19 protein-coding genes and 2 pseudogenes are annotated in these 23,253 nt (G+C 41.5%); 8 read left to right on the top strand and 13 right to left on the bottom strand.

Translation table 11 applies throughout. From position 1 onward, the window contains the following. Nucleotides 1–16: 16 nt before the first annotated feature. Nucleotides 17–1,786 (bottom strand): pyruvate kinase, encoded by a 1,770-nt coding sequence (gene pyk / locus RM049_RS28920; RefSeq protein ID WP_322706629.1) that lies wholly within the window; start codon nucleotides 1,784–1,786, stop codon nucleotides 17–19. A gap of 372 nt (nucleotides 1,787–2,158) precedes the next feature. Between pyk and crtR the strand changes: the two genes are divergently transcribed. Then, nucleotides 2,159–3,058 carry a beta-carotene hydroxylase gene (gene crtR / locus RM049_RS28915; RefSeq protein WP_322706628.1) on the top strand — a complete coding sequence of 300 codons (900 nt, stop codon included), beginning with the start codon at nucleotides 2,159–2,161 and terminating at the stop codon, nucleotides 3,056–3,058. A 142-nt stretch (nucleotides 3,059–3,200) separates the two neighbouring features. Here the strand turns inward: crtR and RM049_RS28910 are convergent, their stop codons facing one another. The 9 genes and pseudogenes from RM049_RS28910 to RM049_RS28870 form a co-directional block, all read right to left on the bottom strand. Further along, on the bottom strand, nucleotides 3,201–3,752 hold the full coding sequence (locus RM049_RS28910) for an opioid growth factor receptor-related protein (protein WP_322706627.1): 552 nt from the start codon (nucleotides 3,750–3,752) through the stop codon (nucleotides 3,201–3,203). 231 nt (nucleotides 3,753–3,983) lie between these two features. Continuing rightward, nucleotides 3,984–4,228: pseudogene (locus RM049_RS28905) on the bottom strand (DUF433 domain-containing protein). Between the two features lie 197 nt (nucleotides 4,229–4,425). Next, entirely contained in the window at nucleotides 4,426–4,851 is a 426-nt protein-coding gene (locus tag RM049_RS28900; protein WP_322690851.1) for a hypothetical protein, read from the bottom strand. Nucleotides 4,852–5,316: 465 nt separating this feature from the next. Next, the gene (locus tag RM049_RS28895; RefSeq protein WP_322706626.1) at nucleotides 5,317–6,810 is read right to left on the bottom strand and encodes a catalase; all 1,494 of its coding nucleotides are present in this window, start codon (nucleotides 6,808–6,810) and stop codon (nucleotides 5,317–5,319) included. Nucleotides 6,811–7,164: 354 nt separating this feature from the next. After that, nucleotides 7,165–8,538: an alkaline phosphatase family protein gene (locus tag RM049_RS28890; protein ID WP_322706625.1), complete on the bottom strand. Its 1,374-nt coding sequence runs from the start codon at nucleotides 8,536–8,538 to the stop codon at nucleotides 7,165–7,167. A 121-nt stretch (nucleotides 8,539–8,659) separates the two neighbouring features. Next, nucleotides 8,660–9,886 carry a metabolite traffic protein EboE gene (gene eboE / locus RM049_RS28885; RefSeq protein ID WP_322706624.1) on the bottom strand — a complete coding sequence of 409 codons (1,227 nt, stop codon included), beginning with the start codon at nucleotides 9,884–9,886 and terminating at the stop codon, nucleotides 8,660–8,662. Between the two features lie 149 nt (nucleotides 9,887–10,035). Then, complete coding sequence (eboC, locus tag RM049_RS28880; RefSeq protein WP_322706623.1) at nucleotides 10,036–10,968, bottom strand: UbiA-like protein EboC; 933 nt, start codon at nucleotides 10,966–10,968, stop codon at nucleotides 10,036–10,038. An 88-nt stretch (nucleotides 10,969–11,056) separates the two neighbouring features. Then, nucleotides 11,057–12,163 carry a TatD family hydrolase gene (locus tag RM049_RS28875; protein ID WP_322706622.1) on the bottom strand — a complete coding sequence of 369 codons (1,107 nt, stop codon included), beginning with the start codon at nucleotides 12,161–12,163 and terminating at the stop codon, nucleotides 11,057–11,059. Further along, nucleotides 12,160–13,023, bottom strand: coding sequence for an EboA family metabolite traffic protein (locus RM049_RS28870; RefSeq protein WP_322706621.1), 864 nt, complete (start codon nucleotides 13,021–13,023; stop codon nucleotides 12,160–12,162). The genes RM049_RS28875 and RM049_RS28870 overlap by 4 nt, the downstream gene beginning before the upstream one ends. Before the next feature lie 473 nt (nucleotides 13,024–13,496). Here RM049_RS28870 and RM049_RS28865 point away from each other — a divergent pair, with 473 nt between their 5' ends. Then, complete coding sequence (locus RM049_RS28865) at nucleotides 13,497–14,699, top strand: 3-dehydroquinate synthase (protein ID WP_322706620.1); 1,203 nt, start codon at nucleotides 13,497–13,499, stop codon at nucleotides 14,697–14,699. Between the two features lie 131 nt (nucleotides 14,700–14,830). Here the strand turns inward: RM049_RS28865 and RM049_RS28860 are convergent, their stop codons facing one another. Together RM049_RS28860 and RM049_RS28855 are read right to left on the bottom strand one after the other, a co-directional pair. After that, nucleotides 14,831–15,136, bottom strand: a complete 306-nt coding sequence (locus RM049_RS28860; RefSeq protein WP_322706619.1) for a HigA family addiction module antitoxin — start codon at nucleotides 15,134–15,136, stop codon at nucleotides 14,831–14,833. A gap of 13 nt (nucleotides 15,137–15,149) precedes the next feature. Then, nucleotides 15,150–15,443: a type II toxin-antitoxin system RelE/ParE family toxin gene (locus RM049_RS28855; protein WP_322706618.1), complete on the bottom strand. Its 294-nt coding sequence runs from the start codon at nucleotides 15,441–15,443 to the stop codon at nucleotides 15,150–15,152. 101 nt (nucleotides 15,444–15,544) lie between these two features. Between RM049_RS28855 and RM049_RS28850 the strand changes: the two genes are divergently transcribed. Together RM049_RS28850 and RM049_RS28845 are read left to right on the top strand one after the other, a co-directional pair. Then, nucleotides 15,545–15,787 (top strand): type II toxin-antitoxin system Phd/YefM family antitoxin, encoded by a 243-nt coding sequence (locus RM049_RS28850; protein ID WP_409883614.1) that lies wholly within the window; start codon nucleotides 15,545–15,547, stop codon nucleotides 15,785–15,787. A gap of 83 nt (nucleotides 15,788–15,870) precedes the next feature. Then, nucleotides 15,871–16,092, top strand: a pseudogene (locus RM049_RS28845) (Txe/YoeB family addiction module toxin); the annotation flags it as partial. 5 nt (nucleotides 16,093–16,097) lie between these two features. Here the strand turns inward: RM049_RS28845 and RM049_RS28840 are convergent. Beyond that, nucleotides 16,098–16,796: a YdcF family protein gene (locus tag RM049_RS28840; protein WP_322690863.1), complete on the bottom strand. Its 699-nt coding sequence runs from the start codon at nucleotides 16,794–16,796 to the stop codon at nucleotides 16,098–16,100. 312 nt (nucleotides 16,797–17,108) lie between these two features. Between RM049_RS28840 and ctpB the strand changes: the two genes are divergently transcribed. The 4 genes from ctpB (at nucleotide 17,109) to RM049_RS28820 (ending at nucleotide 23,189) form a co-directional block, all read left to right on the top strand. Next, entirely contained in the window at nucleotides 17,109–18,449 is a 1,341-nt protein-coding gene (ctpB, locus tag RM049_RS28835) for a carboxyl-terminal processing protease CtpB (protein WP_322706616.1), read from the top strand. Between the two features lie 148 nt (nucleotides 18,450–18,597). Beyond that, the gene (locus tag RM049_RS28830) at nucleotides 18,598–19,587 is read left to right on the top strand and encodes a glycosyltransferase (protein WP_322706615.1); all 990 of its coding nucleotides are present in this window, start codon (nucleotides 18,598–18,600) and stop codon (nucleotides 19,585–19,587) included. A 657-nt stretch (nucleotides 19,588–20,244) separates the two neighbouring features. Then, on the top strand, nucleotides 20,245–22,131 hold the full coding sequence (locus RM049_RS28825; RefSeq protein WP_322671519.1) for a putative bifunctional diguanylate cyclase/phosphodiesterase: 1,887 nt from the start codon (nucleotides 20,245–20,247) through the stop codon (nucleotides 22,129–22,131). A 362-nt stretch (nucleotides 22,132–22,493) separates the two neighbouring features. Further along, nucleotides 22,494–23,189: a response regulator transcription factor gene (locus tag RM049_RS28820; RefSeq protein ID WP_322671518.1), complete on the top strand. Its 696-nt coding sequence runs from the start codon at nucleotides 22,494–22,496 to the stop codon at nucleotides 23,187–23,189. Nucleotides 23,190–23,253: the final 64 nt, after the last annotated feature.

Here is a 23,253-nt window from a genome sequence, read left to right as displayed (position 1 = left end):
TGCTTCTTCGCCACTTCTAAGCCGTTCTCACCGCCCCAGAGTAAATCAAACCCCGTTGCAAATCTAGCGTTATAATCGCTCCATCCCGAATCGCCTGTGTTGCCTGCTTCACGCCGACAATGACTGGTACACCGAGACGCAAGCCAATCACTGCTGCGTGACTTGTAAGACTTTCATCTTCAGTAATAATCCCGGCAGCTTTCCGAATTGCCTCAACAAAATCGGCACTAGTGCGGGGTGCAACCAAAATATCTCCGGGATTAAAGTTACTCACATCCATACCAGTACTAGCTACCCGTGCGCGACCACTTACTGAACCTTGTCCTAGTCCAATTCCGTGACCTAGTACTGCCGTCACCACCTCTACTTTAATCAAATCTGTAGAGCCAGAAATCCCCTGGAGTGTACCAGCGGTCATCACTACTAAATCTCCTTGGGACAGTAACTGAAGTTCCTGAGCCACGTTAATCGCAGCTTGAAATGTCTGACCAGTAGAAGGTAATCCTAGCACCAACAGCGGTTTGACTCCCCACACCATCTGTAGCTGCCGCGCCACATTTACATGGGGTGTCACTGCCAAAATTGGTGTGTGAGGACGAAACTTAGAGACATTGCGAGCTGTTGCCCCAGTTTGCGTTAGGGTCATAATTGCTGCTGCACCTAGTTGCTCGGCAATTTGACCAACAGCTTGACTAATCGCATTGGGAATGGAGCGGCGGGAATCTCTCAAAGAACGTAAGTTTAAGTGTTGGGCTTCTTCCTGCTCCATCCGCTCGGCAATTCGTGCCATCGTCGCCACAGCTTCTACAGGGAAGCTACCCACGGCGGTTTCATTTGAGAGCATCACCGCGTCTGTGCCGTCTAAAATCGCGTTTGCCACATCCGAAACTTCAGCGCGAGTGGGACGGGGATTGCTCACCATGCTATCTAACATTTGAGTAGCGGTGATGATCGGAATCCCCAAGCGATTTGCTGTGGCAATTAGCCGTTTTTGCAGCACCGGAACATCTTCTGCTGGCAATTCCACCCCTAAGTCGCCTCTGGCAACCATCACGCCATCACACAAAGCCAGAACCGCTTCCATTTGTTCGATGGCTTCATGCTTTTCAATTTTGGCAACCACTGGCACTAGCTTGCCTGTACTAGAAATTAGTTCTTTAATTTCGATCATGTCCTGGGGATTGCGGACAAAGGAAAGTGCCACCCAATCGACACCCTGATCTAGACCAAACATTAGATCCTCTCGGTCTTTGTCGGTCATTGCCTTAATTGACAGGTAAACGCCGGGAAAGTTTACGCCTTTGTTGTTAGAAAGTTTACCAGGTACGGTGACGCGACAATGCAAATCACCTTTGTCCCGATTTATTTCCTCCACCAGCATTTCTACTCGTCCATCGTCAAGGAGAATTTTTGCCCCAACTGGGACTTCTTCAGCTAAATAATCGTAGGTGACGCAACTAATTTCCTGCGTGCCTACAACTGGACGATTTGTCAAGGTGAAGCGATCGCCTTTTGCTAAAACTATAGACCCGTTATCAAACTTCCCCAAGCGAATTTTTGGGCCCTGCAAGTCTTGGAGAATAGCCACTGGCTGATTTAATTCAAAAGCGGTTTGCCGAATTAAGCGAATACTACGCTGATGGTCGGCATGAGTTCCGTGGGAGAAGTTTAGCCGCAGCGTCGTGGCTCCCGCTTCAATAATCGCCTTGAGTATTTCAGGACTGCTAGTGGCGGGCCCAATAGTAGCGACAATTTTTGTCCGGCGCAGAGAATCTCGTAATTGCATAAGGGCTGAAGTTAGGGAGCTATCTGGGAAGTCATCGTAACTTAAGTGGCATCTCCTTTTCAGTCACTGCTATATCAATTAGATATAAGCAGTTAGATGAGGGTTTATGGGAGAGTGGGGGCTGTGGGATAGACTAGATATAGTACATCAATCTTGTATCTATCCTCCCAACGAAGGAGTTTATTGCATCAACTTCTTGCCGATTGTCATACCCCACTTATCAGTAAAGACTAGGCTTCGTCTGGAATCATAGCGTTATTCATCTGCTGATATGCAAAGCTGTCGATAAATCTTGCTATACAAAAGTTTACAAAACTTTATTCGTCCCTAATATTTATCGTATATTCGTAATGTTTGATTAAGAAGGAGACAATGTTGGAGACGATCGCATCGGAGGCAAAAAAGCCACTGACAATCCCGCCAAAGGAATTTTTAGCGCCTCCTGGTGATTTTAATCCCACGCTACTGTTGTTTTTGGTAGCTGTAGCAATGCTGGTGTTATCTAACTTTGGTTACTGGCTTTGGGAATGGCCGCACTGGCTATGCTTTATCGTAAACACTATTGCCTTGCATTGTGCTGGAACCGTAATTCATGATGCCTGTCACCAATCTGCCCATCGCAACCGGGTGATAAATGCGATATTAGGGCATGGCAGCGCTCTGATGCTAGCTTTTGCTTTTCCTGTATTTACGCGAGTGCATTTACAGCATCATAGTCATGTCAATCATCCCAAAGACGATCCAGATCATTATGTCTCTACAGGCGGGCCGTTGTGGTTGATTGCAGTGCGGTTTTTGTATCACGAGGTGTTTTTCTTTCAACGGCGACTGTGGCGTAAATATGAGCTATTAGAATGGTTCATTAGCCGCTTAATTGTCGGTGTGATTGTTTATATCTCAGTGCAATACCACTTTTTAGGTTACATTTTGAATTTTTGGTTTATACCAGCTTTTGTGGTGGGAATAGCACTAGGATTATTTTTTGATTATTTGCCCCATCGTCCTTTTGCGGAGCGCGATCGCTGGAAAAATGCTCGCGTCTACCCGAACCAAGTTCTCAATATTCTGATTATGGGACAGAATTACCACTTAATTCATCATTTGTGGCCTTCCATTCCTTGGTATAATTACCAACCTGCGTACTATGTGATGAAGCCTCTGTTAGATGAAAAAGGATGTTATCAAACTTCAGGATTGTTGCAGAAAAAGGACTTTTTTGAGTTTGTTTATGACATCTTTTTAGGAATTAGATTTCATCATCAAAAACAATAGAGTTATTGCATAAAGCGATCGCTATTGAAATTGATGTATAAGAACTTATCTTTGACAACATCCGCCCCGAAGGAATTTTCAGATTAGACTGGATCGATAACCTATACTGCCCTGCCCAAGATTTAGCTTGCTGGCAGATACTTTAAGATGTCGCATTGGGTTTAACTGCAATTGTCCAATACTGAAATGTTTTTCCCCCAATCCGATCGCTATCCTCACGGTAAATTTGCCGCAAGCATTCATAAAACGCTTGGGCTTCATTCTCCAATCCAAATGTTATTAAACACTTTAAAATACGGGTGATGCGAAGATAATTGTGGTTAAAAATATATACCCATTCGCCTTTACGATTCAGATAGTCTTCTGACTGGCTGATAAGTATTTTTCCGTCATTACTCTCGTGGCGTTGCAACCCATAAAACTTAAGCATAACTGTGAAGGAACGCAGCAAATTTTGACGTAGGTGTGGGTTGCTTTGAAATGCTTGAATTACTTCCTCATCAACGATGGGTGCATTAGAATTGAATGCACTTCGCTCAGACAAAGGGAACAACCACTGAATGTAATCATGGGTACACTCCAATTGTTCAAAATCCCAAGTCCACATCTCTTGAATTGTCCGACCTTCTGAATCGCGTTGCTCGCCTAAGTAGAACGGAACAAGCATTGCAGTGAGTTGTTTTTGATGATTCATTGCAAATTCCCTTTACAACTCAATATCTTGATTTTGGGCGCGATCGCCTTACCAATGACCTTAGAATAAAAATTGTATCTTTTCAGTCATAGACTCAGAAGAAAGGTTTAGCGTTTTTATAGCTTCTTCAATATCTACTCTGAAATCTAAGCGTTGAGCCATAAAATTTACATCGCTCTAATACCAATATAATCAGTGAGTTCACGCCTCAAGGGTCGTGGAACACATTCATCAAGCAGAATTAGCATAGGCAGTCAGCATTTCCTTTGCTAATTCGAGAGCGGCGTAGGCGTAGCCCGTCGTAGACATCGCTTGCTCACGGCTGACACTGGGAAAGCGATCTAAAAACTCATCTAGTGAGTCACCCGCTTCTAGATAATCGACTAAGGTTTTTATCGGCACACGAGTATCAACAAAAACAGGGGTTACCCCAATATATCAGGGTCACTATGAACAACACGCGATGTAGATGTCATATAGTTAGTATGCGTGCGACAGATAACCTTCCGATCCTAGCTTTGATTCTCTCGTAAATCTCAGCATATATTCCATATTCTTGAAGCCTTATTTAGCGCAGCTTCATAAATAATTAGTATTACAATTAAACATAGGGTATGACAATGTATTATCAAATAAATATGCCATCGAATCTGCTCGCGCTTGTCAAGATTCTCTAGTACTTCCTAGTATTATTTATTTTTGTCCCAAGAATTGATTGCTCTTTATCTTTTATGAGAAATTTAGAGCTATTAATTCTAATAACCTCATACATTTCTGCCACAAACACTGAACCTAAAGTAGCTACCATATCTGCAATAGAAATCTTAAATACTAATGGAACCTTAAAATTAAAAAATGATTTTGGCATAGTTTTAACATTTAAATACAACTTTTTTTGACTAACGTACCATACTCCAGTAAATTTATTACCTGTTAGAAGTTCTTTAGGTTTAGATAAAAGTAATGTTTGAATCCTGGTTTGTTCATATGTCATATCATCTTTAAATTCAATAGTTATTTTTTCCGAACCAGTATTAAAACGCCATTTTCCCAAAAGTAAAATTTCTATTTCTAAATCGGAATGTTTACTAATATTCATATCTTACTTATCCACAGAATAATTATTTAATTTTTCTCTCAACTTAGGTGAACAGTTGCGTGTAGCAAAAATGCTTTGATTTCCTACTATCCATATCTTTGGATGGATTTTGTCTAAAAAATTTTTGAATATCATGAATGCAAACTCTTACATTATTAAGATACTCTCACTTGGCAAAGTGCATAAGCATAAACTTTCGTAACGAGCGTCTGTTCATCCTCACGCTACAACTGAACTTCTGCATCCGGGTAGGTGACTTGGAGTGCTTCTACTTGTAAGTATCGCCTAATCCTTCCACGCCTGATTCGTTATTAATGCGTATTTAGATGCATCGCTACACGAATTCGTTTTAGGGCGTTGCATAATTGCGGGATGATTTTACTAGTTTTGTGGGATGGGCCGAAAAGCCCGTCCCTTGTATTTCTGGGCGGGCAGGATGCCCACCCCACAAAATTTTGGATAAGGCTACCAATTACCTACAGGTTGAGCAGTTGGAGAAAACATTGAGGGATCGATTGAAATGCCCAATCCTTCAGCTACACGACGACCATAAGAAATATCTGCCCGGAAGAAGTGGCAAAGTTGGCGCATTTGGATATCCTGTCTCGCTTGAGAGAGACTGCCGACGATATTATGAGCAAGACGCTCTTGCTGCTCAGGAGTTAGTAACCGATACAAATTACCTGCTTGGGTGTAATCGTCGTTTCCTTGACGATGACTGTAACGATCGACTGTGACATCGCCCAAATGGTTAGGTGGCTCTGCATAAGCTGAATTTTCTTTAGGCGTACCCTCAGCACTATTCGGTTCATAGTTAGGAGCGCTACCGTGGTTGTTCCCCGATGCCATAAAGCCATCTCGCTGATAATGCATCACTGGACATTTGGGCTGGTTGACTGGTAGTTGCTGATAGTTACCACCCAAGCGATACCGTTGAGCATCTGGGTAAGAAAAAATTCGAGCTTGAAGCATTTTGTCTGGAGAGAAACTAACGCCAGGAACCACCGCACTAGGGCTAAAAGCGGCTTGCTCTACTTCGGCGAAATAATTCTCAGGGTTACGATTTAGCTCTAATATCCCGACTTCGATTAAAGGATAATCTGAGTGCTTCCAAACTTTGGTCAAGTCAAAAGGATTATCAGGATGTTTGGCCGCTTGCTCCTCGGTCATCACCTGAATACACATCCGCCATTTGGGATAATCTTTGTTAGCGATCGCTTCAAACAAATCGTGAGTCGCATGATCTGGATCTTCACCCTTAATCTTAGCTGATTCTTCCTCTGTCAAGGTTTGATGCCCTTGCAAAGTCTTAAAGTGAAATTTACACCAGACGCGATCGCCCTGAGCATTAATTAAGCTGAAGGTGTGGCTACCAAAACCATCCATGTGTCGATAGGTTTTGGGTATTCCCCGATCTGAAAACAGGATCGTCACCTGGTGAAGCGATTCTGGACTGAGTGACCAAAAATCCCATCTTGCATTATGGTCTTTGCAATTAGTTTGAGGATTGCGCTTTTGGGTATGGATGAAATCAGGAAACTTCAGGGGGTCACGGATGAAGAAAATCGGGGTATTGTTGCCTGTGATATCCCAGTTGCCCTCTTCAGTATAAAACTTGATAGCAAAACCTCTAGGGTCGCGCTCGGCATCTGCTGAACCTTTTTCTCCCCCGACTGTAGAAAAACGCAGGAGAACTTCAGTTTTCTTGCCAATTTCAGAAAAAAGTTTAGCTTTACTGTAGCGGGTGATGTCATTGGTGACAGTAAAAGTACCGAAAGCGGCCGCACCTTTAGCGTGGACAACTCTTTCAGGAATACGTTCTCTGTTGAAATGAGCCAGCTTTTCTAAGAGATGAAAATCCTGGATTAATACAGGCCCACGCGATCCAGCCGTGAGTGAGTTCTGATTATCAGCAACAGGAATACCCTCAGCAGTTGTCAAGTTTTGGGGTTCAGTCATGGTTCAAGAAGCTCTCCATGTAAGTTACTCAGATTGCCCACAGTACATTTTAGTCAGTAGGTATCTATCTACTGATAGAACAATCTAATTCAACGTGAGTTCGATGAACCTCTCCCTCCCAGCCTCCCTCTCCGAAACGGAAAGGGAGGAGCAATGAAAAATTCAGCTTTTTGCTCCCCTCTCCGTGTCGGAGAGGGGTTGGGGGAGAGGTCAAATAAGACTTGTCGAACTCAAGTTAATTCATAGTCATAACGAGTTTATATATAAAGCATACTCGATATGATTATGAATTACAAGAAATCTTTTTGTATTTTGGTAAGATGTAGAGACGATATATCGCCTCTATACTGCCTTTCAGGTATTTAAATGTTTGAGAATCAACGAGCAAACATCTGTCGCCTCAATTTGATGTTCATTAACTAGGTGAGTTTGATGGGTGATAAATAGAGGCCCTTCAGCAACAGAAGTGGTGATATTACCGTGAGAACCACGCACCAGCGAAGCATCCAGAGGGATCACATCCATTAAGTAGCGAAAACCCAGTTGTTTTTTAAGTAACTTGAGAGCAATTTTTCCTTGAGGAAATTTTATTTGCGGATCGAGGAAAAGTTCTACAGGATCGTAACCAGGTTTGCGGTGGATATCTACAGTTCTAGCAAAATCAGGTGCTTTCGCATCATCGAGCCAATAATAATAGGTAAACCAAGCGTCAGATTGTGCGATCGCCACCAACTCTCCCGATCTAGGATGATCGAGATGGTACGTTTGTTTACCCTCTTCATCCAATACTTGCGCCACGCCTTCAGTCGCTTCTAAAAGCGATCGCACTTTCGGGATATACGCCGGATCGTTCACATATACATGAGCAATTTGATGATCGGCAACGGCAAAGGCAATGCTAGCACCAAAATCGAGCAGTTCTCGCCCTAATTCTTCCCGCACAGCAATTAAACCATTTTCCCGTAGTACGCGGTTGATATCCACAGCTTTAGAGACTGGAGTAATGCCATACTCAGAAAGAATAATTACTTGAGTATTTCGTGCTTGATAATATTCAATTAAATCGCCACAAACAGCATCAATTTCTCGCAAATCAGCTTGAATCTGTGTTTGATTGTTACCAAATTTTTGCAGACAGTAATCTAAATGTGGTAGATAAACTAGTGATAATGTCGGGCTGTAACGTTCCTCAATCCATTTTGCGGAATTGGCAATCCATTGGCTAGAACTAATGGTAGTTTTCGGCCCCCAAAAATCGAACAGAGGGAAATTTCCTAAATCAGATTGAATTTGCGATCGCACATCACTAGGATGGGTATAAATATCAGGTAATTTTCTCCCATCTGCGGGATACATTGGGCGCGGTGTAATCGCATAATCTGCTGTAGAGTACATGTTGTACCACCAAAAAAGGTTGGCACAAGTGAAGTTTGGATCGATTGATTTCGCTATTTCCCAAACTTTTGGAGCCTGGACTAGTTTATTAGATTGTCGCCAAAACTTCACTTCACACTCATCGCGGAAGTACCAACCATTAGCGACAATCCCATGTTCATCAGGCAATTTTCCTGTTAAATAAGTAGCTTGAACTGAACAAGTTACAGCAGGTAACACTTTTTTGATAGGAAGCACTTGCCCTTTAGCCGCCCAAGAAGATAAAAACGGCGTATTTTCTCCTAATAAACTGGGCGTTAATCCCACGACATTTAAAACAACTGTTTTCTGCATACATTCAATTCTCTCTTATACCAATTTGAAGAAATAACTAGAGATGCGCTATGGTATATCTCTACAGATTTCAACCAGAAAAACCAGTGAAAATCTTAATTTATTAATTACGAATTACGAATTACAAATTACGAATTATTTTTAATACCCACTCATATTCTCGCTGAATAGAAGTCAGCATATCTATCTTCATTTCTGATGGCAATACATCCCAAGTGTAAGTCTCAATTTCTAAATGTGAGCAAGCATTATTTGTCTGAAGTAGCTGTAAAACAGTAGCAATATCATCTTGCGTAGATTGCAAAATTTGATAATCATGAATAAAAATTGGGACATGAAAGTGAGTGCGCCATTCTTCAGCTAGAGATTGCTCTAAATGTGGCAATGCAGTTATTAAATCAAAATAGTGGTGGAGTGTACCATCGCTACGACGTTCTATTACCTGGTGAAGATAGGTAGATTCTGCAAAAGGACGTAAGCGTTCAACTATCAAACTCCGCTTTTCAACCTCAGCAGGTATTTTTACTTGAATTGCAGCGCTGATTTGAATTTTGCCAATTTTAATTCCTGCCGATTGCAAACGTCCAAATACAGAGTTTGGCTGCTCATATTCAACGGAAAAATGGCAGGTGTCATAGCAAATCCGAACGTGTTCTAGCAATTTAGTCTCTGCTAAATCCTGCTCAATATTTAACTTGTCTGATAAATAACTACCAGCTATTGGCAATAACCAATTTTGATAGAAGTCAATTACTTCTGAAGTATTTTCAATTAAACCATCAGGCTCAGGTTCTAAATCAATATGAAGGATCTTGCCTGTTTCTTCATGGATGCGAATCATTTCTATAACAACTGATGCTATATTCAAACAACTCTTTTTTATAACTGTCTCAAAAGTTGCTTGGTCTTTTATCCACCAAGGTTTATAGGATAATGGTAGTGTAGAAATTCCGCCATCAAGTCCTTGGGGTAATAGACTAGCTAAAATGTGTGCCAAATTTAATGTATAATTAACCCGTTCTTGTGTAGACCAATCTGGTGCATAAACTTGGTCTTTTACCACCTGTCGATGGAATCCACCATAAGGAAATCCATTTAAGGTGAAAACATATAAATCTTGTTGAGTTAGCCAAGTTTGGAATTGAGCCAAGTTATTTTTTTCTAAAAGTTCTTTTGCTGCAACATCTGCTAACCTCAAGCCAATCCCAAAAGGTTCTGTAGGCGATAAACGTGATTTGAGTTCGGGAATATACTTCTCTAAATTGGCGAAAACCTCTAGCCAACTTTCACCAGGATGAATATTGCTGCAATAAGTTAAGTGAAGATTATTGTTTTTTGTAATTTTCATTTTCTAGTTATATGCCTTGTATATTTTTAATCTGTTTTCTTTGGCTTCAACTATTTCACAAAATACTTGCTACATATTCATGGGTAGGGGCGCATAGATGTGCGCCCCTACAGCCGATTAATGGTATTACTGGGTGTATACATTCAAATTTAAGTAACAGCAAATACCTTTGCTAACTTCATAGAAAATGGTAGCAAAATTAAAACAAATAAACCGTAATACAAACCAGCAAAACCAGATGCAACGGTTGCATCTAATACTATTAGAGATAAAACGCCTATTCTCACAGCATTTCTGATATTTTCAGCTATCGGTTCGCGCGCTGCTTTGATAAAGTTAGGCAAGATTCTGATAGCTAAGAAAATAGCGAATGGTAGGGCTGCGATCGCTCTATACTCTTCTAATAATCCTAAAGCTAAAACTGCTGTCAAAACTATTGCAATTAGAAGTAGCGCGAGTACTCCCGTAATCTTCTTTCCTCCGTGAACTTCACCCTGACTAATTGCGGTAATAGCAGCAATATAAAGAACAGGAATCAGTGCTAAATACCAACGTTCACCGATTATTTCGGGTACAGCACTTACACCTAATAATAAGTTACTGCCACGGCACAAACCCATATTTAAAGGGCCGAAAAAAGGATGATGTTTGGCGAGTGAGTTATAAAGGAGGCATGAAAGAGCGATAAAAATAGCGATCGCACCACTCAACAACGATACTTGAAAAGCAGCTATAATCCCGATTGCAAATAATATACTCCCCAATAAAGTAGCATTTTGACGAGATACCCGACCACTGGGAATTGCTCTATTTGGGCGCTCTTTTGCATCTAATTCTGCATCGAAAACATCATTAAAAACTATACCGCCTCCGTATAAGCCAGTTGTAGCTAATAACAACCAAGCTAATGGAATTAGTATGGAAAAACTTGCTTCTCCATTTATTAATTGAACAAAAATAATCCCAGAACCAGAAGCAGCAAAACCAAGAAGAATATCCGCCCAAGCAGTAACAATATTAGCAGGACGCATCAATTCCAGATAACCCCGCCAGCTTTGAAAATTTAAGCTTGCAACATTCACTTATCTGCCTCCGTGCCTAAGTATTTCTCAAAATAAACCGCATATTACAAATGAACCAGATATTTATACACTCCTCACTGCCAATTTTCTACTCAATCAACACAAAATCTGAAACTGATTTAATTCCTGGTTCTTGTCCCCGTAGCACAGAATTACCACTGAACATTTGACGTTGATCGATAGATTGAGGATTGAGCCAGTCTGAAGCTTTCATCTGCCCAGTTTGACTGTAAGCAGCTAGGGCATTTTCATAACAAACTGCTCGCACATGATCTTCAGGAATACCCCTATCTAACATCAACTGAGCCGTTTTTGGGACTGCTAAAGGATCGCTAATACCCCAATCAGCACTACTATCTACAATGATGCGATCGCATCCATATTTGCGGACAACTTCTACCATTCGGGCGTTACCCATCTTCGTCTGTGGGTAAATCGTGAAAGCCGCCCAAAAACCCCGCCCTAATACTTCTTCAACAGTTTCTTCGTTGTTGTGATCGATAACTACTTGTGAAGGATCTAAGCCATATTCAATACAGCGATCCATACTCCGACTAGCACCCGCCTTTTTATTACGGTGAGGAGTATGAATTAGTACCAATGTATCGAGTTCTTTGGCTAATTCTAACTGTCGACAAAAGTACTTATCCTCTGCTTCTGTCATATCGTCATAGCCAATTTCACCAATGGCAACAACTCCTTCTTTACAGGCATAAAGTGGTAGCAGTTCCATAACTTCAGCTGCTAGCGCTTCATTGTTAGCTTCTTTCGGATTTAGGCCGATTGTGCAGTAGTGTTGGATGCCAAACTGACTAGCACGAAACCGTTCCCAGCCCACAAGACTACTGAAGTAGTCTTTAAATGAGCCAGCGTTAGTTCGGGGTTGTCCTAACCAAAAGGCTGGTTCAATAACGGCAACAATTCCATATTCCCGCATTACTAAGTAATCGTAAGTAGTACGGGAACACATGTGAATGTGAGGATCGATAAACATCATAGTTTTAATAATTGGGGATTGGGGATTGGGGATTGGGGATTGGGAATTGGGAATTGGGCATTGGGGATTGGGCATTGGGAAAGACGAGGCAGGAGGCAGAAGTTCTACAATGTTTGAATTTTGAATGCGTGAATTTTGAATTGATTTCTCCCCTGCTCCCTTGCTTCTTCCCCAGTCCCCAGTCCCCACTCCCTTCATTTGCGGCTAAAACTGCTCCAAGTCAGATTACCTTGTTGAATGGATGACTGTAAATCTGGGTAATGAGAAAGTAATGCTTGCGCTTGCGGTAAAGGAGACTCAGCACAAGCCAAGGCTGCTGCTTCTTGCTCGTGTATATCCCCATTAGCTAGTACTTTTTCCAAATCTGTGATGATGGCGCTATCGGCAAATCGTCCTACAGGTCGCCAAAGTTCTGGCGTAACTTTGCGTTTAGCTGCCCAACGTTCATGGGCATAGTCTGCCAACATCCTCGCCAATTCTGGGTTAGCACGCCGATCTAGACCCCAAATTAGATGTAACGGACTGCCGACAAACACAGCCTTCAGTACCATCTGATTCCAAGCAGCATTATCTAAGTAATTTGCTGGATAAGGGTTACGCAGTGCTATAGCTTGAAATACATTACTCATATTGCTGCGAATTCCCTCAGCAGTACGATGGCGATGTAACTCTGGGTGTGGTAAGAGTGGCAAACTTTGATAAAGGGCAACTAACTCCCCCATATCGGCAGTGGAGAAGACTCGATCGAGCGATCGCACATAGACCTCAGCATCATCGTGGGGCAAAGCTAAAAGCAAAAGTGTGCGACCCGCTTGATCTACACTCCAATTACCAGGATACCAGCCGGGGATCAGATCCTCTGCTGCTTCCAAGTCCTGGAATGTTAGCTGCAAATCCTGTTTACCTAGATAACGCGGCACAGCACTAAAAGCCGTAAAAAACACTCGTTCAGCAGTGCCGCTAGCAATCTGTGCTTGTTTCTGTTCCAACCAAGTAAAAGCTTTCTCTGAAACAGACTTTAACAGCCAGTGATGCAGTAATTTGTTTACTTTACTCATGATAAATTCAGGATAAGTTGCCCAACTTCTTTGTGACAACCAAGTATAAAATATAGCACTAAACTTGATATTTTGGGTTTAAAGCAGTTAGGTAATATACTACTGGGATCATAACTTCACTGAATCTATAAAAATCTCCTGACTTTAAAGAAGATACTGTAAAGATACCATTTTGATTAGATAAATACTCAATTTATCTTACGGAAAAAAATTAGAATTTTATGTAATAATGATCTCCATTACTAACCTCATATATAAAGGATAGGCATTAATATAAATTGTAAATTCATGTTATTTTAAACTTTATCTATTAGGTGAAATCCTTCAAAAGTATGATTAGTTTAGTAAATAGATTCGTTTAGTAGTTCATTGAAATTTTGAATTACTTGATGGATTTATTCTGTTTATATTGCTGTTAATTTAATTGCGATAGTGTATAGATTTACAATTACTTAGAAAGTAATAATATTCAAATGGCTATTCAACAAAAAAACGCTCTTAATCTCCAACCAATTAACCAATGTGTTCGTGTTAGCTTCAATTATGATGTTCACTTCACTAGAGGTCTGTTTCACTTAGATAATCCTTTACTTGCACAAGCGATCGCCACAGATGGGGAAACAACCCCAAAACAAGTACTAGCAGTGGTAGATGGAGGATTTTTACAGTATCAAGATGGGCTGTTAAAAAAATTATCAGCCTATGCCCAATGTTATGAAGATGTATTGACACTGAGCGGTGAGCCGATAGTAGTTCCAGGTGGAGAAGCAGTCAAGAACGATTCTAGATTTATAGAGCAAATTCATCAGCGGATCAATACAGCTGGATTATGCCGTCACTCCTACGTTTTAGCAATTGGAGGTGGAGCCGTCCTAGATATGGCAGGATATGCAGCAACAACGGCTCACCGAGGAATTCGGCTGCTACGAGTACCGACAACAGTATTAGGGCAAAATGATTCGGGTGTAGGAGTAAAGAACGGAATCAATGCCTTCGGTAAGAAAAACTTTTTGGGTACATTCATGCCACCTTATGCTGTCTTGAATGACTTTAATTTTCTCACTAGCCTCGACGATCGAGATTGGCGATCGGGCATTGCAGAAGCAGTGAAAGTAGCGCTGATTAAAGATGCAGATTTCTTCGATTTCATTATGACTAATGCCGATAAATTGGCTAATCGAGACATGGACATAATGGAAAGACTGATCTATCGCTGTTCTCAGTTGCACTTAGAGCATATTGCTGGTAGCGGCGATCCCTTTGAAATGGGTTCATCGCGTCCTTTAGACTTTGGACACTGGGCTGCTCACAAACTAGAGCATTTAACTAATTACAGCCTACGTCATGGTGAAGCTGTAGCGATCGGCATCGCTTTAGATACAACCTATTCATATTTAACAGGGCAACTCTTGCAATCAGAGTGGCAAAGGGTTCTAACTACACTCAAAAAATTAGGCTTTACTTTGTACATATCGGCATTGACAGAGCAATTAGATCGACTAGACCATCCGCATTGTCTATTTAGGGGGCTTACGGAATTCCGCGAACATTTGGGAGGAAAATTGACAATTACCCTTCTACAAGGAATCGGAGAGGGAATAGAAGTTAACCAGGTAGATTTGTCTTTGTATAGAGATGCTATTTTGATGCTGCAAGATTGGGAACTTTTGCATTGATTCTCCATTGGATGCAATCAGCAGAAGCGATGTCTATCAACAAGCCCAGAAGTGGAGAGTAAGATTTTCTTCACCTTTGCCTAATTGTGGTTATTTTATGCAAATATACCGCTTAGTTTTTAAAGCGATTGCTACTTCGTGGTTCCAAATTGCAAAATACTTTTTAGTTCCTCTTCTTCTTCCTTGAAAACGTGGTAAAGTTCCCACTTTTGTTGGAGGTTTAACCAAAACTCTGAGCTATTTTCGAAAAATTTTGATAACCTTATTGCCGTACTAGGTGTAATACCTCGCTTTTGATTTACAAGCTCATTTATTCGCTGATAAGGAACGTGAAGTGCATTTGCAAGTTCTCTTTGGGTGATTCCCATTGGGTCTAGAAAATCTTTAAGTAATATTTCACCTGGATGTGATGGAGGTCTATACTTTGGAACTCTCATCTGTTGTTACCTCCTAATGGTAATCGACTATTTCAACTTCTGATGCACCCTGGAGTGTCCATATAAAGCAAATTTGATATTGGTCATTAATCCGAATGCTATGCTGACCTCTACGAGCGCCTTTTAGTACTTTTAACCTGTTACCCAGTGGAACTTTAATATCATTTAGAGATAACGCTGCATTGATTTGATCTAATTTTCTCCGTGCAACTTCCCAACAGTATATAGGAAATTGCTTTCGAGCTTCCTTTGAGTCATTGCCATCAAAAATATCTTCGGTTCCTCGATCCTTAAATGATACTATCATAATTAGCATGATGACACGGTTATCATGCTATCAAAAAACAAAGTGATTTTTTGTAGGATGAGTAAACTAAATTAAAGTTATCGTGAGTTAAAAAAGTTATGATGTCTTCGCTTCCTGTCAACGACGCTCAAAATAATTTGCAAGAGATCATCGACCAAGTTGCAGAGCAGGGTAAACCTGTGATCATTCGAGGCGATCGTGGTAATGCAATTCTGCTAGCGGAAAAAGATTGGTCTGCAATTCAAGAGACTCTTTACTTATTATCTGTCCCTGGAATGCGAGAATCTATAAAAGAAGGACTAGCAACCCCGATCCAAGAATGTGATGGGGAGTTAGATTGGTGAGTCAGCAAGCTTCTGAGGAGCCACTTGCAAATCCCGAAGGAGCGAGTTGGAGGTTGATTTACACAAAATAAGCGCAAAAAGACGCAAAGAAATTAGCTTCTAGTAACTTAAAGGAAAAGGCCGAGGAATTACTCGCAGTCCTTAAAGAAAATCCTTTTCAAAATCCTCCACCTTATGAAAAGCTGGTTGGTAACTTATCAGGTGCTTATTCTCGTAGGATAAATATACAGCATCGATTGGTATATGAGGTCATTGAATCCGAGCAAGTAGTCAAGATAATTCGGATGTGGACGCATTACGAGTGAGTAAGTTACCTCCTCAACCCTCCTTGGTGTTCGCAATGGAAACCTCGATGCTCCCAAGCTTGCATATCCACATCAGTAAGTTTTGTCACATTTGAGCATTGCGGTTGAATAATTTGACTTAAAATCGCCCAAAATAAGCTGCGCGTTACATCTAATCCAGTTTTTGTCCAAGATTCCCGATTACCAGGAATACCCGACTCCTGAACAATTTCTGGCTCAACCCAAATACCATGAGCGCCAAAAAGAACCTGTGCCATCCATTTAGCTCTGGGTAAATGACTTGGCGAGGTAATCAACATGACTTTATGCACTCCCCAACGGCGCAAAATTGGAATACCATAATAAAAATTTTCAAAGGTAGAATTCGCGCATTTTTCTAACCAAACGTTTTGTAACTCTGCTAATTCTGCCTCAAAAATTAACCGTATACAGGGATCTGGGGAACCATGAGAAATTAAAATTGGGGTTTGCGGGTATTGTTTTGCTAGTTGGGCAACATAAGTTTCTCGACGAATACTGCCACCAAGCACAAAGAACGCATCTACTGGCTGCGAAGACGCAAAAACTAAGGTTATAGTAGTAAAAATCAGCCAAACACCCAGGACAACATACAATCCACCACTGAGTTTTTGTAACAATTGCCACAGATTAGCAGATTTTTTTTTAATAGAAATTAATGATTTGTTGGTAAATTTGCGTTTCATGACTTAAGTAAGAAAAACTGATTTTATTGCTGTATAACAGTACTGCAATTCAGTGAGCAAAGTGCTATCTTATAAAAGTAATCTAGAATGCAAAGATGACGCTAATTAAAGTGTCACACGCTCAGTATAGCCTTCCGGAGTAGACTAACAAACTGAGAAATGATTGTTAATAACTAATGCGGCATTTTTGGCATCATTTAAGGATAAAAATGATGAAGGAACATAGTTGATTCTGGGGTATAAAAACTTAAAAATTTCTGGAAAGCCTGATTGCTAAACTGTCAACAACACAATTATTCCAGCTAAGTATACATGAACCAATCTGCGAAAAGTTACTCACCGCTCCAAGTAGCCTTGATTGGTGGAGCGATCGCCACAACTGCTACCATGTCTGTATTCGGCCCCGCTTGGACTCGTGGTGTCCGTGCTGCTCTAGCCCTCCAAGACAGCCCAAAAGTGATAGTTGACCAAGTTTGGCAACTGGTAAATCATGAATATGTAGATGGCAAATTTAATCAACAAGATTGGCAAGCAACCAGGCAAAGCTTGTTGAGCAAAGACTACTCTTCTAAGGAAGAAGCATACACTGCCATCCGCGAAGCTTTACAAAAGTTAGGAGATCCTTACACTCGGTTCATGGACCCCCAACAATTTGAAGCTCTAACTAGCCAAACATCTGGGGAAGTCTCTGGTATCGGCATTCGGATGGAAGTGAACGAAAAAACTCAGCAGCTCACCGTTGTCGAAGCCATAGAAAACTCTCCGGCGCTGAAAGCTGGAATCAAAGCAGGCGATCAAATTTTGGCAATTGACGGCAAATCCACTCTCAAAATGAAAGTGGATGATGCTTCTAAGCTCATCCGTGGCAAAGCGGGTACTCCGATTAAGCTAAGATTAGGACGCGCAGGCCAAAATGCCTTTGATTTGAAGCTGACAAGGGCAAGTATTGAAGTCCCAACGGTACGCTATACCCTCAAACAAGAAGGGAATCGCCGCGTTGGCTATATCCGTTTGCGGGAATTTAGCGCCCACGCCGCAGACCAAATGCAACGAGCCATCCGCGATTTGAACACTAAGAAAGTTGATTCTTATGTCTTGGATTTGCGGGGAAATCCTGGCGGTTTGTTGCAGGCAAGCATTGAAATTGCTCGGATGTGGTATGACAACGGCGGAATTGTCAAGACAATAGACCGTGTAGGCAGCAGCGAAGAAACTAAAGCCAATCGCACTGCTCTAACAAATCGTCCTTTGGCAGTCTTAGTGGATGGCAATTCAGCTAGTGCTAGTGAAATCCTTACAGGGGCGCTCAAGGATAATAAACGGGCGGTAGTTGTGGGCGGTCAAACCTTTGGCAAAGCCTTAGTCCAGTCAGTTCATGAACTCGCAGATGGTTCCGGCTTGGCTGTCACCATTGCCCATTACTACACCCCAGCAGGAACAGATATTAACCACAAAGGAATTACACCTGATATCAAGCTAGACTTGACAGAGGCACAAGAGCGTCAATTGGCTTCTAATCCCAATTTAATTGGAACTAAGAGCGATCCCCAATATGCTCGAGCGATCGCAATTCTATCAAATAATAACTTTGCCCAGCCACCAGCAAATCAACCGACTCGACCCATGAGCCGCGCCGATAACCTGAAATTTTAAATTGACGCGAATGATTTGTTACCAGGTGTTTATATAGTAGTATTCCCAAATCCAGATTTTTGGAGTTATGAAAACTGCTTGATATGCCGTTCCAGGATTTTGATTTGGGAATACTAACTACTAATCCCATCTCCAAAATCTCAGATTTATGAATCATCAACCAGTTGATGCAACCACCGCCACCAGCTTTTTACCAATGGTATCGGTGGTTGTTCCTATTTATAACGGTGAGGCAGATTTACCAGAGTTAATCAATTGTCTGTTGTCTCAAACTTACCCAAAAGACCGGGTAGAATACTTGTTGGTGGACAACAACAGTAGCGATCGCACTCTCACCATCCTGAAAACATCTGCCGAAAATTCCCCAATTACAATTCGCCCCTTAAGCGAAACCCAAATTCAAAGCTCTTACGCTGCTCGTAATACCGGGATTCGCGCCGCTACGGGTGAAATTATGGTTTTTACCGATGCAGATTGTCGCCCACAACCGCAATGGTTAGACACACTAATTCAGCCTTTTGTTAACGCAGAAGTAGTAATTGTTGCTGGTGAAATTTTGGCACTACCAGGCACAACTTTGTTAGAACAACACGCAGACCGTCAAGAAACTTTATCGCAAAAACATACCCTTAACCATTCCTTTCGTCCCTATGGTCAAACAGCTAATTTGGCGATTCGGCACATTGCTTTTGAAAAAGTGGGTTTATTTCGTCCCTATCTAACTACTGGTGGTGATGCTGATATTTGTTGGCGGATTTTGGCAGAAAACATCGGGCGTTTGGAATTTGCTCCAAGTGCGATCGTTCAGCACCGCCACCGCGCTACACTTCAAGAACTGCAAAGTCAATGGCGGCGTTATGGACGTTCAAATCGCTATCTGCACGAACTGTACGGTGTAGATTTAATGCGAGAGATGACACCCAGAGAATACGGCTATCGCTTGGCACGTTGGTTATTGAAGGAAGTACCAAGAGATATTAAAAAGGCTTTGGCGAAGCCCGTCGCAGCCATTGCTAGTCAAGCCAGCCTTGTAGATTTATTAAATACCCCCATTGGTTTATTCACAGCTAGGGCGCGTACTGCTGGACAAAGAGACGCCAAGCTACCAGAGAATGCCAAGATAATTGCTCGACTGTAATTAAGAAAAAGGGCGTTGCTGATTTAGATGTGTAAATTTTGGTATAAAGACGTTGCAATTGCTAGTTTCTACAAAGGTTTTGAAATTACGCAAAATCATTTTCATAGCTGAATTCAGTAACACCTGAGCAAAAACGTTCTTGTCAGTCTAGAAGCATTGGCTGAGAACCTTATGCTTTCTTTAGCTCACAAAAGCGAATGTATCTTAAGAAGTATTTTCAAAAGTAGGTAAAGCAAATATGCTGTTATTAATCTTTGAACTTTAGTACCTTGTATTTAATAAAATAAACATTTCACTAGGTAGGGCTGGTTGGCACTAAATAAGGCTAAAAGTTGATTGAGGCTGCACAAATTTGATTGCTTCGTGATTATTGAAAGATAAATTAGTAAATCAAAAAACCAACTTCTTTAATATTTATTTATAGAGTGTCCGCTCTTTCAAGTAACCTTCTCTCCTTGCCTGCTCAATAGCGTCTGAAGTCTTGAAGAAAGCATGGAGTTTGCTTTCACTGCTTTCTTCATTCACACTTACGCTTTATAGTTTTGTGAGTTGAGCAACATGAAAGTGGATGGATTTAATCAACAGATAGATAAATTGTGCTCACAGATACAGGAACTATTAAAATGCTATGGAACTAAGCTGAACTCACAACCGGAGATGATAACAGAAGCTTTCGAGGAACTTAACACCGCAATGGAAGAACTATTGACAGCTTCCGAGGAGTTAAAGGTAACACGAGCGGCAGTAGAGAAAGAGCGCCAGCGTTACCAAGATTTGTTCGAGTTTGCTCCAGATGGTTACTTGGTAACTGATACTGACGGAATAATCCAAGAGGCTAACCACATAGCAGCAACTTTGCTCGGTGTCCAACAAAAATATTTAGTAGGTAAACCATTAATTCTTTTTATTGCTCAACAAGACCGCCAGTCCTTTAACTATCAAATAAACAATTTGCAAGAGATACTGAACTGGGAAATTCACTTACAGCCACGGAAAGGAAAGCCTTTCCCTGCTAATGTGAAAGCGTCTGTAGTATACGATCTTGAGTTTAATTACCTTGGGTGGCGTTGGCTGTTGTGCAACATCAGTGAACGCAAACAAGCTGAAGAAATGTTGTACCGAGCTTACAGTGAGTTAGAAATACGGGTAGCGGAACGGACAGCGGAACTGGTAAAAGCAAATCAGAAATTGCTAAATGAAATTACAGAACGTAAAAGAGTCGAGTCACAACTACTGCACCTTGCTTTTCACGATACACTGACGGGTCTGGCAAACCGCGTTGCATTTATGAACCGCCTAAAACATGCGATAAATTATTCAAAACGGCATTCAGATTATCTATATGCTGTACTATTTATCGACCTAGATCGGTTTAAGGTGATCAATGACAGCCTTGGACACCTAAATGGAGACCAATTGCTGCTTGCTGTTGCAAGTAGACTACAAATATGTGTACGCTCCATAGATACAGCAGCACGGCTTGGGGGAGACGAATTTACAATCCTGCTTGAAGGAATCCAGGATATGTCAGATGCTATCAAAGTCGCTGAACGGATTCAGAAGGAACTGGCATTACCCTTTGAACTTGACGGACAAGAAGTCTTCATCACGGCAAGTATTGGCATTGCGTTGAGTTCGACAGTAGACTATCAACACCCAGAAGAACTGTTGAGGGATGCAGATACAGCAATGTATCGAGCCAAGATGATAGGCAGAGCGCGTTATGAGCTATTCAACTCAGATATGTATGCTGATGCTCTAGCGAGATTGCAGTTAGAGACTGATTTGCGGCGAGCAATTGAACGCGAAGAATTTCGGGTTTATTATCAACCGATTGTTTCGCTCGCTAATGGCTCTATTTTAGGTTTTGAGGCTCTATTGCGCTGGCAGCACCCAGAGCGTGGTCTACTTAATCCAGCAGATTTTATTTCCCTAGCAGAGGAAACTGGACTAATTTTCTCCATTGGCAAATGGGCTTTGCATGAAGCTTGCCGCCAGATGCAAGTTTGGCGGGAATGTCATCGTTCTAAATTACTAAAGAAAATTAGTGTTAATCTCTCCGTCAAGCAATTTTCTCAGCCGGACTTGATAGAGCAGATTGGGCAAATTTTGCACTCAACTGGCCTGGATGCTGGTACTCTAATCCTAGAGATTACTGAAAAGGCAATTGTGGAAAATGGCGATAAGGTAACTGCCGCAATTTTACAACTTCGAGAGATGGGCATTGAGTTATCAATTGATGACTTTGGTACAGGCTACTCTTCATTAGGTGGTCTTTATAACTTTCCGATTAGTGTGTTGAAAATTGACCGTTCTTTCATCAGCATGATGGGCACTAATAGTAAGAATTTAGAAATTATTGAGATAATTGTCACTTTGGCACACAAGCTAGGTGTGGATGTGCTTGCTGAAGGGGTAGAGACAAAAGAGCAACTATTAGTTCTAAGAAAGTTAAACTGTCAATATGTCCAAGGACATTTTTTCTCAGTTCCGTTAAATAGCTCGGCAGCAGAAGCATTAATTATGGAAAATCCTCAATGGTAAGGGTTATTAAAAAATTCGTAATTGATAAGAACGCTTTTTTTATTCTCATAGCAATCATGAATCATAGCTACTAGAGACTGCCTTACTACATGGTGGCTTAGTTTGATTCAAGACGAGCCAACTTTCCTTAGCGGTAGCCAACATGAAACCATCAACTGTTGGGATCTTGCTATAGGGGAATGTTGAAAAACTTTGCGGACACCCCGTCCTTATGAAGGCACAATCGTTAATGCAGCAGCAGAGTTGATGGAGGCACAGCTGTGAACTTTAAAAGCTTTAGAGGCGGTAGAGGTGAATTCAAGTTGCTCAATGCTTACCAACTTTCGCTAAATTGGAAAAAGGAAAACTCAAGGGAATTTTAAATGTCAGCACAATTGTTACTGGTGGATGATGAACCAGGGATACGGGAAGCCGTGAAAGACTATTTGCAAGAGAGCGGTTTCAGCGTTCAAGTCGCCAGTAACGCCCTTGAAGGTTGGGAATGGATGCAGCTGAATACACCTGATTTAGTGATTTCTGATGTGATGATGCCTCAAGTAGATGGCTATCAGTTTCTAAAGCAACTACGGGAAGACCCCCGTTTCCAAGCACTCCCAGTAGTATTTTTAACTGCTAAAGGTATGACAGGCGATCGCATTCAAGGCTATCACGCTGGTGTTGATGCCTATCTACCCAAACCCTTCGATCCAGACGAGTTAGTGGCTATAGTCGAAAATTTGCTAGCCCGTCGCGCTGCTAAGGCTGCGAGTACGGGAGATGATGCTGAAACCCCCGATCTTGCTGAACTAGCCAATCAGATTTCCCAAATTAAAGCATTGTTAACTCAAAGAAATGCTATTTCCCAATCGCCAGCCCCTTTTAAAATTGATTTGACTCCCAGAGAACAAAGTGTTTTAAATTTGGTCGCAGAAGGGTTAATGAACAAAGAAATCGCCCGTCGCTTAGAAACCAGCGTCCGCAATGTAGAAAAATACGTCAGCCGTTTATTTAGTAAAACCGGTACCAATAGCCGTACAGAGTTAGTTCGCTTTGCTCTAGAACACGGTCTTGCTAAATAGGGATTGGGCATGGGGCATTGGGCATTGGGCATTGGGCATTGGGCATTGGGCATTGGGCATTGGG

The sequence above is a fragment of the Nostoc sp. DedQUE04 genome (assembly GCF_034530995.1).
GTDB lineage: Bacteria > Cyanobacteriota > Cyanobacteriia > Cyanobacteriales > Nostocaceae > Nostoc.
The sequence above is the reverse complement of the archived record's forward strand: the minus strand, read 5'-3'. Positions and strand labels throughout refer to the sequence as shown.